This window comes from Oerskovia enterophila, from assembly GCF_001692445.1.
GTDB classification, from domain to species: domain Bacteria; phylum Actinomycetota; class Actinomycetes; order Actinomycetales; family Cellulomonadaceae; genus Oerskovia; species Oerskovia enterophila.
The window spans coordinates 1-14,359 of the sequence record NZ_MAQA01000016.1; the positions used below are offsets into that span (position 1 = coordinate 1).

10 protein-coding genes are annotated in these 14,359 nt (G+C 73.7%); 5 read left to right on the plus strand and 5 right to left on the minus strand.

All coding sequences use genetic code 11. The annotated features are described in order from the left end of the window. Positions 1 to 4,657, minus strand: a 4,657-nt coding sequence (locus OERS_RS08225; RefSeq protein ID WP_139107754.1) for an Lhr family helicase, incomplete at its 3' end; no start/stop codon positions are given. An 89-nt stretch (positions 4,658 to 4,746) separates the two neighbouring features. Here OERS_RS08225 and OERS_RS08230 point away from each other — a divergent pair. From OERS_RS08230 to OERS_RS20660, 5 genes are all read left to right on the plus strand, one after another. Beyond that, entirely contained in the window at positions 4,747 to 4,980 is a 234-nt protein-coding gene (locus tag OERS_RS08230; protein WP_056649031.1) for a DUF3046 domain-containing protein, read from the plus strand. A gap of 150 nt (positions 4,981 to 5,130) precedes the next feature. Continuing rightward, a complete protein-coding gene (locus OERS_RS08235; RefSeq protein WP_068625417.1) occupies positions 5,131 to 7,371 on the plus strand; it encodes a phage holin family protein in 2,241 nt (746 codons plus the stop codon). Further along, positions 7,368 to 8,234, plus strand: a complete 867-nt coding sequence (locus tag OERS_RS08240) for an MBL fold metallo-hydrolase (protein ID WP_068625418.1) — start codon at positions 7,368 to 7,370, stop codon at positions 8,232 to 8,234. The genes OERS_RS08235 and OERS_RS08240 overlap by 4 nt, the downstream gene beginning before the upstream one ends. Positions 8,235 to 8,553: 319 nt before the next feature. Next, on the plus strand, positions 8,554 to 9,642 hold the full coding sequence (gene recA, locus OERS_RS08245; RefSeq protein WP_056648782.1) for a recombinase RecA: 1,089 nt from the start codon (positions 8,554 to 8,556) through the stop codon (positions 9,640 to 9,642). Positions 9,643 to 9,665: 23 nt separating this feature from the next. Further along, the gene (locus OERS_RS20660; RefSeq protein ID WP_083201319.1) at positions 9,666 to 10,541 is read left to right on the plus strand and encodes a regulatory protein RecX; all 876 of its coding nucleotides are present in this window, start codon (positions 9,666 to 9,668) and stop codon (positions 10,539 to 10,541) included. A 129-nt stretch (positions 10,542 to 10,670) separates the two neighbouring features. Here the strand turns inward: OERS_RS20660 and OERS_RS08255 are convergent, their stop codons facing one another. The 4 genes from OERS_RS08255 to OERS_RS08270 form a co-directional block, all read right to left on the minus strand. Further along, positions 10,671 to 11,579, minus strand: coding sequence for an amino acid ABC transporter permease (locus tag OERS_RS08255; protein WP_056648784.1), 909 nt, complete (start codon positions 11,577 to 11,579; stop codon positions 10,671 to 10,673). Next, complete coding sequence (locus OERS_RS08260) at positions 11,576 to 12,265, minus strand: amino acid ABC transporter permease (protein ID WP_030150550.1); 690 nt, start codon at positions 12,263 to 12,265, stop codon at positions 11,576 to 11,578. Before OERS_RS08260 ends, OERS_RS08255 begins: the two co-directional genes overlap by 4 nt. A 120-nt stretch (positions 12,266 to 12,385) precedes the next feature. Beyond that, positions 12,386 to 13,249, minus strand: coding sequence for a glutamate ABC transporter substrate-binding protein (locus OERS_RS08265; protein ID WP_068625419.1), 864 nt, complete (start codon positions 13,247 to 13,249; stop codon positions 12,386 to 12,388). Between the two features lie 211 nt (positions 13,250 to 13,460). Next, complete coding sequence (locus OERS_RS08270) at positions 13,461 to 14,294, minus strand: amino acid ABC transporter ATP-binding protein (RefSeq protein WP_082618227.1); 834 nt, start codon at positions 14,292 to 14,294, stop codon at positions 13,461 to 13,463. Positions 14,295 to 14,359 lie beyond the last annotated feature (65 nt).

A 14,359-nucleotide genomic window follows, 5' to 3' on the forward strand; every position in this document is an offset into this window, starting at 1 on the left:
CCCTACGGTGCGGCCCTGCCGTGGCCCGCGCCCCGAGGCCGACGGGCGCCCCGCCACCCGGCTCGTGAGGGACCCGGGGCTCGGGCCACGGCAGGGCCGCACCGTAGGGGTTGGCCGGGTCGGTCGCGGCGAGCAGCAGCGCCGAGAGCTCGCGACGGCCCGCCGACTCCGCGGCGTGCTCGCGGTCCTGGGCGTCGGTGCGGAGCTGGTCGACGGCCCCGGGCAGCGCGAACTGCGAGCCGCCCAGGTGCTCGACGAAGTAGCCGCGCCGGACGGTGCCCGTGGTCTCGAGCTCCGACAGCACGCGGTAGACGCCCCGGAAGTAGTTCGTCACGCCCTCGGAGGGCGCCGCGCCGCGGGTCAGCACACCGTGACGGTCGAGCAGGACCCGGGTCAGGGCGTGCGTGCGCCGCGTGGGGTCGGGCTCGCGCGCGGGGAGCGCCGACCACCGGCCCGAGCCACCGCGCAGGTCGGACTCACCGCGCGCTGCGCCCGGTGAGCCGGCCCCGAGCGAGGCGAACCGGCCGCGCGACAGGGGGCGGGCGCGGACGGGGGCGCGCGGTGCGCGGTGCGCGCCGCCTCCCGGGCCGAGGCGGCTGCGCAGGGCCCCGAGCCCGTCGTTGGTGACCCAGCCCGCCCACACGAGGTCCCACAGCACCTCCAGCGTCGCCGCCTGGGACGCGTCCGCGAGCTCGGCGATGCGGGGCAGGAAGAACCCCCCCGAGCCGGTGAGCAGGTCGACGACCGCCCGGTGCAGGTCGCTGTCGAGCGGGCCGTCCTCCTCGACGGGCGTCACCTCGGGAAGAGTGAGCGGTGCGGCGTCGGCGAGGTGCAGGCTCACGAGACCGTCCTTGCCACCGGGCAGCGACGAGTGCCCGCACCACAGGACCTCGCCCGTGGTGGTCAGCTCGTCGAGCAGAGCGGGCGAGTAGTCGATCACGCGTGCGGGCAGCACGAGGGTCTCGAGCGCCGAGGCGGGGACCGCGGCCCCCGAGAGCTGCTCGACGACCCGCAGCAGCCCGTCGGTGCCCCGCAGCGTGCCGATCCCGTGCCAGCGCGGGAGGAACACGCCCAGGGCCTCGGGGGCGACGGGCTCGACCTCGGCCCGCAGCGCGGCGAGCGACCGACGGCGCAGGGTGCGCAGGACCTCGGCGTCGCACCACTCCTCACCTGTCCCGCCGAGGGACTCGGGGCGCAGGCGGCCGCACACGAGGACCCGGGCGGCCTCGAGCCGCCGCAGGACCCCCGTGGCGACCGCGACGCCGATCCCGAAGCGCGACGCGACCTCGTGCGCCCCGAACGGTCCGTGCGTGCGGGCGTGGCGCCGCACGAGGTCGCCCAGCGGGTCGGGGACCGGCTCGGTGAAGACCTCAGGGATGCCCGTGGGGAGGGCGACCCCCAGCGCGTCCCGCAGCCGCCCGGCGTCCTCGACCACGGCCCACTGCTGCGCGACGGCGTCGGGCACGCCGGCCAGACGCACCTGGATCACCCGGCGCGCCCCTTCGAGGCCCGTGAGCCAGGCGGGCACCTCCTCGCGCACCTCCTCGCGCGTGCGGCGTGCGACCTCCGCGGCCGGGAGCGGGCCGAGCCTGCGCAGCAGGTCCCACACGTCCTCCGCGTGCCGCGCCTGGCGGCCCGGCACCAGGGCGCCGAGCTCGGCCTCGGTCCGCTCGACCGACTCCGGGTCCAGCAGGTCCGCGAGCTGCGAGGCCCCGCCGTCGGTGCCGAGCAGCTCGGCCAGGAGCGTGGGGTCGAGCGAGAGCGCGGCCGCGCGGCGCTCGGCGAGGGGAGCGTCGCCGTCGTACAGGAACTGGGCCGTGTACCCGAACAGGAGCGACTGGGCGAAGGGTGACGGAGTCGGGGTCGTGACGTCTACCAGCCGGACCCTGCCCGCGGCCAGGTCCCGCATGAGCTCGGTCAGGGCGGCGACGTCGAAGTCGTCCTGGAGGCACTCGCGCGCGGCCTCCAGGACGATCGGGAACTCGGGGTACTCGCTCGCGACCGAGAGCAGCTGGGCCGAGCGCTGCCGCTGCTGCCACAGGGGCTGGCGCTTGTCGGGGTGGCGCCGGGGGAGCAGCAGGGCGCGGGCCGCCGCCTCGCGGAAGCGCGCGGCGAACATGATGGAGCCGCCGAGCTCGGCACGGACCTCGTCGAGGACCTCCTCGGGGGCGAGGAGCAGGTCCTCGGCCGTCACGACGGGCGAGCCCGCGCCCCCCGGTCCGGCCGTGCCGCCGGGCTCGTCGCCCCAGCCGCCGTCGCCCAGGTCCGGCAGCCGCAGCACGATCCCGTCGTCCGAGTGCATGGCCGCGGCGTCCAGGCCGTAGCGGTCGCGCAGCCGAGCGCCCAGGACGAGCGCCCACGGCGCGTGGACCTTGGCCCCGTAGGGCGAGTGGATGACGACGCGCCAGTCGCCCAGCTCGTCGCGGAAGCGTTCGACGACGACGGTCCGGTCGTCCGGCACGCGGCCCGTGGCCTCCCGCTGGTCCGCGAGGTAGGCGACGAGGTTGTCGGTTGCCCAGGCGTCGAGCCCGGCGTCGCGCAGGCGTTCGGCGAGCGGCCCGCCGGTTGCGGCCAGCGACTCGAGCTCGCGCACCCAGGCGCCCACGGCCCGGCCGAGCTCGGCGGGGCGGCCAGGCGAGTCGCCCTTCCAGAACGGCAGGCGACCGGGTGCGCCCGGCGCGGGAGTCACCAGCACGCGGTCCGGGGTGATGTCCTCGATGCGCCACGTGCTCGACCCGAGCGTGAACGTGTCGCCCACGCGCGACTCGTAGACCATCTCCTCGTCGAGCTCGCCCACCCGCCGACCACCCCGCGCCCGCGCACCCGTCGCGGCGCCGCCGGGTGCGTCGCCGAGCACCCCGGCGGTGTCCTCGGGACCCGCGGTCGTGGAGGGGTCCGTCGCGAGGAACACCCCGTACAGACCCCGGTCCGGGATGGTCCCGCCGCTCGTGACGGCGAGCCGCAGCGCGCCGGGGCGCCCGCTGAGCAGGCCCGACGTCCGGTCCCACACGATCCGCGCGCGCAGCTCGCCGAAGTCCTCGCTGGGGTAGCGGCCCGCGAGCATGTCCAGCACGGCGTGCAGCGTCGCGTCGCCCAGGGCGCCGTACGGCGCGCTGCGCCGCACGAGGGCCGCGAGGTCCGCGACGGTCCAGTCGTCGAGCGCGACCATGGCCACGACCTGCTGCGCGAGGACGTCGAGCGGGTTCGAGAGCACGTGCAGGTGCTCGATCTGCCCGGTGCGCATGCGGTCCGCGATCACCGCCGAGGGCACCAGGTCGCCCCGGAAGGTCGGGAACACCACACCGTGGGACACCGCACCCACCTGGTGGCCCGCGCGCCCGATGCGCTGGAGCCCGCTCGCGACCGAGGGCGGCGCCCCGACCTGGACCACGAGGTCCACCGCGCCCATGTCGATGCCCAGCTCGAGCGAGGACGTCGCGACGACCGCGGGCAGGCGCCCGTCCTTGAGCTCGGTCTCGGTGCGGGTGCGCTCGGCCCGGCTCATGGAGCCGTGGTGGGCCCGGGCGATCACGGGCTCGGTGCCCGCGCTCGCGCCCGACTGGGCCAGGACCTGCGCGGGCTGGAGCGTTCCGACGTCCGGCACGTCCTCGCCCTGCCGCTCGGCCCAGACCTCGTTCATGCGGGCCGTGAGCCGCTCGGCCCCGCGCCGGGAGTTGGTGAAGACGAGCGTCGAGCGGTGCTCGGCCACGAGGTCCACGACGCGCTCCTCGACGTGCGGCCACACCGACGGACGCGGCGGGCGAGCCGTGGCCGGGCCCGAGAGGTCGGGTTCGCCGTCGGGCAGGGGCGCAAGGTCCTCGGCCCCGGTGGCCCTGCTGGGGCCGGGTGCGCTGCGCAGGTCGGAGAGGTCGGGGACCGGGACGACGATGTCGACCTCGATCTTCTTCTCCGAGGGAGGCTGCACGACGACGACCTCGCGCCCCTGGTCGTCCGGCCGGCGGTGCCCCGCGAGGAAGGTCGCGACCGCCTCGACCGGTCGGACAGTGGCCGAGAGTCCCACGCGCTGCGCGGGCACCGGGAGCAGGGCGTCGAGCCGCTCGAGCGAGACCGCGAGGTGCGCCCCGCGCTTGGTCCCGGCCACGGCGTGGATCTCGTCGATGATGACGGTCTGCACGCCGGCCAGCCCCGCGCGCGCCTGCGAGGTCAGGACGAGGAACAGCGACTCGGGGGTCGTGATGAGGATGTCCGGGGGAGCGACGCCGAAGCGCCGCCGCTCGCTCGCGGGCGTGTCGCCCGTGCGGGTGCCGACCACGACGTCCGGGACCGTGGTGCCGAGCCGCACGGCGGCCTGCCGGATGCCCGCGAGCGGCGAGCGCAGGTTGCGCTCGACGTCCGCGGCCAGCGCCTTGAGGGGCGAGACGTAGAGGACCTTGCAGCGCTGCGCGCGGTCGTCGTCCGGCCCTGACGCAGGTCCGCCCGCTGGCTGCTCGTCGGGTCGCGTGAGCAGCCGGTCGAGCGACCACAGGAAGGCTGCGAGGGTCTTGCCCGAGCCGGTCGGGGCCACGACCAGCGCGTGCCGGTCGCTGCTGATCGCCTCCCAGGCACCCGCCTGCGCTGCCGTGGGGCGCTCGAACGCACCCTCGAACCACGCGCGGGTCGGAGCGCTGAAGCCGGCGAGCGGGTCGGGGGACGTCACCTCGCCATTGTGGGCGCTGCCACCGACAACCGCTCCCTGCCGGGGGAGCCGCGTCGGACGTGCCCCCTGAGACGTGGCAGGCTGTCCCCGTGCGGTATCGAGAGTTCTGGCAGCTGGTGGACGAGGTCTTCGGATCGGCCTACGGTCGCGCCCTGACCCGGGACCAGGTGCTCAACGCCCTGGACGACCGCACCGCGGTCCAGGCCCTCGAGGACGGCGTCGAGCCGCGCTACGTGTGGCACGCGTTGTGCGACGCGTTGGAGGTGCCGGACGCGCAGCGGTGGGGCAAGGACGCGAACCGCCAGGCGCCGCCCGCGCGGTAGGCGCTCGTCGCCGGGTGGGCGGGTGTGCAGCCGCGAACCGCCGGGCGCCGCCCGCGCGGTAGGCGCTCGTCGCCGGGTGGGCGGGTGTGCAGCCGCGAACCGCCGGGCGCCCCCCGCGCGCCCGCCCGTCGTGCGCGGCATCATGGCGGCATGAGGCATCGGCTCCCGTTCTCGCTGCACGACCTGACGGGAGCCCTCTGGTCCCTCGTGTCGACGACCGCCGGGCTGGGGCTCGCGATCTGGATCGTCCCGGGCGTGCGGATCACGTCGTGGTGGTCGGTCTTCCTCGCGGCGCTCGTCGTCGGGGTCGGTGACGCGGTCCTGCGGCCCCTGTGGCGTGTCGTCGCCGGGCGCGCGGGCGTCGTCGGGGCCCTGGTCTCGGGGCTCGCGGGCCAGGTGCTCGTGGCGTGGCTCGCGCTCACGTACCTGCCGGGGTTCGAGACCGACGACTGGGGCAGCGTCGTGGCGGTGCTCGTCCTGGCGGCGTTCTTCATGGCGATCGGCCGCTGGGCGATCGGCGCGAGCGACAACGACTACGTGATCGACAACCTGCTGCGGCGTGCCCGCCGGGCGCAGCGCACGGCCGCCCGTCGGGCCGCGCGGGCGTCGTCGGGTGGGGGAGAGAGCAAGGCCGGCGGCCCGACCGGGCCGCCGGCGTCGCCCGGCACGAGCGGAACGCCGGGCGCTGCCGACCTGTCGGACAGCCCGCCGGCCCCCGTCCCCGGCTCCCGTCCCGCGGGCCTCCTGGTCGTCCAGCTCGACGGCGTCGCACGCTCGACGTTCGACCACGCCGTCCAGGCCGGACTGGCGCCGAACCTCGCACGCTGGATCAGCGCCGGGACGCACGACCTCGAGACGTGGTGGGCGCGCGTCCCGTCGACCACGCCCGCGAGCCAGGCCGGGCTCCTGCACGGCACGAGCGAGCACGTGCCCGCGTTCCGGTGGTGGGACCGCGAGCAGGGTCGGCTCGTGGTGACCAACCACCCCGCCGACGCGGCGCGGGTCGAGGCGCTCATGACCGACGGCCGCGGGCTGCTCGCGGGCGGCGGGGTCGCGGTCTCGACGATGTTCTCGGGAGACGCAGGGACGAACCTGCTCGTCATGAGCCGCGCCCGCGCGGGCCTGGGGCCGGGGCAGGTGTTCGTCCACTTCTTCTCGAGCCCGTTCGTGCTGGTCCGGGCGCTCGTGGGCACCGTGGGCGAGTTCTTCAAGGAGCTCTACCAGGGGTGGCAGCAGGCGGTACGGGACGTGGAGCCCCGCGTCTCGCGCCTGGGGGCCTACCCCGTGCTGCGTGCCGTCTCCAACGTGGTGCTGCGCGACCTCAACACCTCGCTCGTCGCCGAGCAGCTCGTGCGCGGAGCACCCGTGGTGTTCGTGGACCTCGTCGACTACGACGAGATCGCGCACCACGCGGGCCCGCTGCGGCCCGAGGCGATGCGGGCGCTCGAGGGGCTGGACCGGGTGGTCGGGCTGCTCGAGCAGGTCGCCGAGGTCGCGCCCCGCCGCTACGAGGTCGTGGTGCTGTCCGACCACGGGCAGTCGCTCGGCGCGACGTTCGAGCAGGTCGTGGGCCGCTCGTTCCTGGACGAGGTGCGCCGGCTCATGGCGGTCCGGACCGCACCGGGCGAGCGGCGCCGTCGGGCCTCCGGGGTGCGGTCCGCCGCGGGGGCCGACTCCGAGGCGTGGGGCGCGGTCAACACCGCGCTCAACGCGCTCGGCCGCGACCGGGGAGGGCGGAGCGGGCCGGGAGAGCGCGACGAGCGGAGCGAGCGGGGTGGGCGCGTGCTGGTCGGTCCGGACCGGGACGCCGCGCCGGCGGACGCGGGGGAGCTGCCCGAGGTCGCCGTCGTCGGTTCGGGGAACCTCGGCCTCGTGTGGTTCCCGCGCTCCCCGGAGCGGCTCGTGGGCGACGAGATCCGGGCGCGCTGGCCCGCGCTCGTGCCGGGCCTGGTCGCGAACCCGGCCGTGGGGGTCGTGGTCGTGCAGGAGAACAGGCCCCCGGAGGGCGAGGTGCCCGACGTCGTCGCGTACGGCCCGGCGGGCAGCCGACACCTGGTCTCGGGTCAGGTCCATGGCGAGGACCCGCTCGCAGCGTACGGGCCGCGCGCGGCGCCCGACCTCCTGCGGGCGGCCTCGCTCGAGCACGCGGGCGACCTGCTCCTGGTTTCGAGCGTCGACGACGCGGGGCTGGTCCACGCGTTCGAGGGGCTCGTGGGTTCGCACGGCGGGCTGGGCGGTGCCCAGAACGAGGCGATCCTGCTGCACCCCGCGAGCCTGCGGGTGTCGGACGGAGCGCGCGAGGACGTGTGCGGGACGCGCATGCTGGTGGGAGCCGAGGCGGTGCACCGCGAGCTCGTGCGCTGGCTCGAGGAGCTGGGGGTCCGGACATGACCGAGGAGCAGGTGGCCCCCGGGCTGAGGGTCACGTGGCTCGGCCACTCGAGCGCGGTGCTCGACGTCGCGACGCCCGACGGCCGCGTGCGGATCGTCACCGACCCCCTGCTGAAGCGGCACGCCGGGCTGCTGCGGCGACGCGGAGTGCGGCCCGCCGAGGTCTGGCGGGACGCCGACGCGGTCCTGCTCTCGCACCTGCACCACGACCACGCCGAGCTGGGGTCCCTGCGGCTGCTGGGGGACGTGCCGGTCCTGACCGCCCCCGCCAACGCGCGCTGGCTGCGTTCCAAGGGGCTCACCGGGGTGGGGCTCGGCACCGGCCCCGAGCACGACGAGCACCCGCTCGCGGGTGCTCTGCCGGGGCGTCCCCGGGTCCCCGGGGCGGCTGGGGAGCACGGCTCCTGGCACGACGTCGGAGCGCACGTCCGCGTCCACCTCACCCCGGCGGTGCACGGGCACCGGCCCATGCCGCACCGACCCAACGCCGCGGTGGGGCACCTCGTGCAGTCGGGCGGCTGGACCCTCTGGGTGCTCGGCGACACCGAGGCCTACCCCGGCATGGTGCACCTGCCGGCGCTCGCGGGCGGGCCGGTCGACGTCGCCCTGGTGCCCGTGGCGGGCTGGGGGCCGCGGTTGTCGGGCGGCCACCTGGGACCGGCCGAGGCGGCGCGCGTGTGCGCGGCGGTCGGGGTGCGGCTCGCGATCCCGGTCCACTGGGGGACGCTGCACGCGCCGGGCGGGCAGAACCTGCCGCGCGGCTGGATGGACCACGCGGGGGACGCGTTCGCGGCCGCGGTGCACCGGTGGGCTCCCGAGACCCGGGCGGTCGTGCTGCGGCCGGGGGAGTCGTGGGAGGGCTGAGGGCGTGGACGGGGCCCGCGACGGGGCGGTGAAGGCTCGTGCCGGTCGTGGGACCGGTGCGTCGCGGGCCGCGACGGGCGTGTGGCGGGCGCGCGGGGCGTGCTCGACGACACGCCGCGCAGGACGGCCTCTCGAACAGGTGTTCGGGTAGAGTTGTGCACAGCACTCGCCGACAGCCCGTCATCCACAGGCAGGGCACGGGGGACGACGAGTGTCAGTGGCGGCACGTACCGTCGGGACACGACACAGGCTTCCTGAGGTCTTCGGCCTCGAACATACTTCGGCACGGTTCCGTGCCCCGCACGCAAAGGTGACCGACATGCCCGCACCCGCAGACCGCGAGAAGGCGCTCGAAGCCGCCCTCGCACAGATCGACCGCAACTTCGGCAAGGGATCGGTGATGCGCCTCGGCGACGAGGGTCGCGCGCCGGTCGAGGTCATCCCCACCGGGTCGATCGCCCTGGACATCGCGCTCGGCATCGGCGGCCTCCCGCGCGGCCGTGTCGTGGAGATCTACGGCCCCGAGTCCAGCGGCAAGACGACCGTCGCGCTCCACGCCGTGGCAAGCGCCCAGCGCGCGGGCGGCATCGCGGCGTTCATCGACGCCGAGCACGCGCTGGACCCCGAGTACGCGAAGAAGCTGGGCGTCGACACCGACGCGCTGCTCGTCTCGCAGCCGGACACGGGCGAGCAGGCCCTCGAGATCACGGACATGCTGATCCGCTCGGGCGCCATCGACATCATCGTCATCGACTCGGTCGCGGCGCTCGTGCCCAAGGCCGAGATCGAGGGCGAGATGGGTGACAGCCACGTCGGCCTCCAGGCCCGCCTCATGTCCCAGGCGCTGCGCAAGCTCACGGGTGCCCTGAGCCAGTCAGGCACCACCGCGATCTTCATCAACCAGCTCCGCGAGAAGATCGGCGTCTTCTTCGGGACCCCCGAGACCACGACCGGTGGCAAGGCCCTGAAGTTCTACGCCTCGATCCGCCTGGACATCCGCCGCATCGAGACCCTCAAGGAGGGCACGGACGCGGTCGGCAACCGCACGCGCGTCAAGGTCGTCAAGAACAAGATGGCCCCGCCCTTCAAGCAGGCCGAGTTCGACATCCTGTACGGCGTCGGCATCTCGCGCGAGGGTGGCCTGATCGACATGGGCGTCGAGCACGGCTTCGTGCGCAAGTCCGGGTCCTGGTTCACCTACGGCGGCGACCAGCTCGGCCAGGGCAAGGAGAACGCACGCAGCTTCCTACGTGACAACCCGGACCTCGCCAACGAGCTCGAGAAGCGCATCAAGGAGAAGCTCGGCGTCGGGGCCAAGGTCGACGCCCCCGCGGACGAGGTACCCGCGGTCGCTCCGGTCACCCCTGCGGCGGCCCCGGCCGGTAAGGGCAAGAAGGCCGTCCTCTGATCGTCGACGACCCGCTGGACCAGATGCCCGAGTGGGCGCGTCCCCTTCCCGGTGAGGAGGGGGACGCGCCCATCGGCGCGTCCGGCACGGCGGGCGACGTCTCCGGGGCAGCGGGCGGCACCACGGACCGGAGGGGGCCCGTGGCCCGCAGCGGCAGTGCTCCGAGCCGAGGGAAGCCGACGCGGGGGGTGTCCGGGTTCGGCTCGTCCGGGCTCGGCGGTGGTAGGTCCAGCGGCAAGAGCAGCAGCTTCGGCAGCAGCGGGTTCGGTGAGCGGTCCGCGAGCCGAGGAGCGAGCACGACCCGGCGCCGCGACTACTCGGGGGAACGCAAGGAACGCAAGCCGCGTCCCACGATCGCCGACCGCGTGGAGTCGGGTGCCCTGGCCGGGGCCGAGCTCACCGAGCACGCCCGCGAAGCGATCCTGCGGACGCTCACGGCAGCCCCCAAGAGCCGCCGTCAGCTCATGGACTCCATGACCCGCAAGGGATACCCGTCCGAGGTCCTCGAACCGATCCTCGACCGTTTCGAGGAGGTCGGGCTGGTCGACGACGCCGAGTACGCCGGGATGATCGTCCGCACCCGCCACGGCGAGCGAGGCCTGTCCCGTCGGGCCATCGCACAGGAGCTGCGGCGCAAGGGCATCGACGACGAAACCGCGACGGGCGCCCTCGACCAGGTCGACGACGACGACGAGCACGACGCGGCTCGTGAGCTCGTCCAGCGGCGCCTGGCCAGGACCACCGGCCTCGACCGTGAGGTCCGCACCCGACGCGTCGTCGGGATGCTCGCCCGCAAGGGCTACAGCCCGGGGCTCGCGCTCACCCTGGTCCGCGAAGAGCTCGCCCGTGAGGGCGAGGAGGCGGACGACGAGCCCTACGGCGGGTTCGACGACCTCTGACGGCGAGCTCCGCCGTCGGGCCGCGGACCACTCCGCTCGCGCGGGACGTCGAGGTCGACGGACACGCAGCGGCCGTCCAGGGTCGTGGGACCCGGGACGGCCGCAGCGAGCCGATCACCTACGTGCCGGTCACTTCGGTGCAGGAGGTGCGGCCGGCGCAGTACCGACCGGAGCCGCCCCGCGCGCCCCGACCGCGAGACCGGGCGTCGCCGCCCGGACCGGGCCGGCGGTCCGACCTCGCAGGCGCCGCGCCAGGATCTCGGCGACCTTCGAGAGCACGTAGTTGATCGTGATGAACAGGATCGCCGCGATCAGCAGCGACTGCAGGATGTTGCCGTAGGCGGATCCGAGACGACGCGACTCCTGGAGGAGCTCGGTGTACGTGATGATGTAGCCGAGCGCGGTGTCCTTGAGGACCACGACGAGCTGGGAGACCAGCGCCGGGAGCATCGCGATGAGCGCCTGCGGCACCTCGACCGACCGGAGCGACTGGCCCCGGGTGAGCCCGACCGCCAGAGCAGCCTCGCCCTGCCCCTTGGGCAGCCCGTAGACCCCCGAGCGGACCAGCTCGGCGACCACGGACCCGTTGTAGAGGATCAGGGCGATCACGACCGCCATGAACGGTGCGTCGGGCACCTTGAGCTGGGCCAGGAAGAGCCAGAAGAAGATCATCATGAGCAGGACCGGGACGGCCCGGAAGAACTCGACGACCAGGCCCGAGAGCCAGCGCACGGCCTTGACCGCCGACAGGCGCCCGATGCCGAAGAGCAGACCGAACACGATCGCCCCGACGATCGCGACGCCTGCCGCGCGCAGGGTGTCGAGCAGGCCCGGGAGGTAGAAGTTCTCCCAGGCGTCCGCCGTGAAGATCGGCTGCCACTTCTCCGCGGTGAGCTGGCCCTCGCGGCCCAGCAGCACCAGGGCGTAGGCCGCGATGCCCGCGACCACGATCGCCCCCACGACGTTGCCGATCAGGATGGTGCGCCGGCCTCGAGGCCCGGGGGCGTCGAACAGGACCGTCTGCTGCTGGGCGGTCATCGCTTCACCGCCAGACGGCGCGAGAGCGCGGTCGTCGCGAGCCCGACCGGGATCACGAGGATCACGTAGCCGATCGCGAACGTCAGGAAGATCGCGATGATGACGTCGGAGTCGAACTCGATCATGGTCTTCATGAGGCTGGAGGTCTCCGTCGCGACGCCGGCCGCGGCGGCGACGGTCGAGTTCTTGATGAGGGCGATGAGCACGTTGCCGAGCGGGGCCACCGAGCCACGGAAGGCCTGGGGGAGGATCACGATCCGTGCCGCCGGCAGGAACGAGAGGCCGATCGCGCGGGCCGCCTCGGCCTGTCCGATCGGCACGGTGTTGACCCCGGAGCGGATCGCCTCGCACACGAACGCCGCGTGGTAGACCGCGAGGCCCAGCACCGCGAAACGGAAGAAGTTGGACGGGAAGTCGTCGGCGAGCTGGATCTTGAGCTGGCCCCAGACCCCGAGCGTCAGGAACACCATGATGATCGTCAACGGCGTGTTGCGGAACAGCGTGACGTACGTGGCACCGGCCCACTGCAGGCTCGGGATCGGGGAGATCCGCATGAGCGCGAGCACCGTGCCGATGACGAGCGCCAGGATCGCCGCCCAGAACGTGAGCTGGATGTTGACCCAGAACGCGCCCAGGACGTCGTACGACTCGAAGAGCCGCAAGAACTGAGAGAGGTAGTCACCCACGACGGGTCACCCTTCACGAGGTGCGGCGCGGACGCCGCACGAGACCGGACCGGACGTGTGCTGCGCCGGGCGGGCGCGGCCCCAGGGGGCACGCGCTCACCCGGCGCAGCAGCGGACCTGTCAGGCGCAGGCGTCCGGCGTCGGCGGGTTCTCCGAGGCGTTCGGGGTGTACCCCGTGCCCTCGGTGTTGGTCGTGATGGCCTCCTCCCACGACCCGTCCTCGATCATCTCGGTGATCGCGGCGTTGATGTCCTCGCACTTGTCGCTGCTCTGCGGGATCCCGACGCCGTAGCGCTCGGTCGAGAAGGGCGCCCCGACGACCTTGACCTTGCCCTTGTTCGCGGGCTGGGCCGCGAGGCCGGCCAGGATGATGTCGTCCGTGGTGACCGCGTCGACCTGACCCGAGAGCAGGGCCGTGACGCACTCGGCGTAGCCGGGCTGCTCGAGCAGCTGGACCCCGGCCGCGTACTCGTCCTTGATGCGCTGCGCGGAGGTGGACCCGGTGACCGAGCAGAGGTTCTTGCCCTCGAGGTCCTCGGGGCCCTTGATGTCGGTGTTGTCCTCGGCGACGAGCAGGTCCTGCCCGGCGACGAAGTACGGACCGGCGAACGCGACGGTCTCCTTGCGCTTGTCGGTGATCGAGTAGGTCGCGAAGATCATGTCGACCTGGTCGGTGCTCAGCAGCGTCTCGCGCTGGGCCGACGGAGCTTCCTTCCACTCGATCTGGTCCTCCGAGTAGCCGAGCTTCTCGGCGACGTAGCGGGCGACGTCCGTGTCGAACCCCGTGTACGTGTCGCCCTCCTTGAAGCCGAGACCCGGCTGGTCGAACTTGATGCCGATGGTGATCTTCTCGCCGCCGCCGTCGGACGTCGCGGCGTCGGTCTCGCCGCCCGTGTCGTCGGTGCCGCCGCTGCAGGCGCCGAGGATCAGGGCGGTGGCCGCGGTGAGGGCGAGGAGCCCTCCGGTTCGGGTACGTGCTCGCATGGTGTCTTCCCCTTCGTCGTGCCGAGCCGTCACGGGGGACCTGGTGGTCACCCGCTCCGTCCGGCTGGTTCGTGGCCGGTCGAGCTGTCGGTTCTTGCAGGTGGTCGCCGGACTCTTCGTCGAGGCCGGGATCCGTGGGGCGTGCTGTGCTGCGTGGGGAGGTGCTGGTCGGGGGCGGTGGTTCGGTGCTGGTGCTGTCGCTGCGGTGCGGTCAGTGGGTCAGGATCTTGGACAGGAAGTCCTGGGCGCGATGGCTCTGGGGGTTCGTGAAGAACTCCTCGGGCGGTGCCTCCTCGACGATCTGCCCGTCCGCCATGAAGACGACGCGGTGCGCCGCCTTGCGAGCGAAGCCCATCTCGTGGGTCACGACGATCATGGTCATGCCCTCCTTGGCCAGCGCGACCATGACGTCGAGGACCTCGTTGATCATCTCGGGGTCCAGCGCCGAGGTGGGCTCGTCGAAGAGCATGACCTTGGGGTGCATGGCCAGCGCCCGGGCGATCGCCACGCGCTGCTGCTGCCCGCCCGAGAGCTGGGCCGGCATCTTGTCGGCCTGGTTCCCGATCCCGACGCGGTCCAGCAGGGCCAGCGCCTCCTTCTTGGCGTCCGCGGACTTCATGCGACGGACCTTGAGCGGGCCGAGCGTCACGTTGTCGAGGATCGTCTTGTGGGCGAAGAGGTTGAACGACTGGAAGACCATCCCGACGTCCGACCGGAGACGGGCGAGCGCCTTGCCCTCCTCGGGGAGAGGCTCGCCGTCGATCACGATGGTGCCCGTGTCGATCGTCTCGAGCCGGTTGATGGCCCGGCACAGCGTCGACTTCCCCGAGCCCGAGGGGCCGATCACGACGAGCACCTCTCCGCGTCGCACCGTGAGGTCCACGTCCTTGAGGACGTGGAGGTCGCCGAAGTGCTTGTTCACCCCGCGGAGCTCGACGAGCGGTGCGCCGAGCTCGTCGTCACGGGACGCCCCGGCGGGCGCGGACAGGGGTGTGGTGGGCGACGCGTCGGCAGCGTCGCTCGGGGTGTTCGGTTGCGCGTCCATTTCATGAACCTAGGGGGGATTTGTTGCGCACGCCACTGTTTCCGGCAACAGTTCGGCAACAGAAG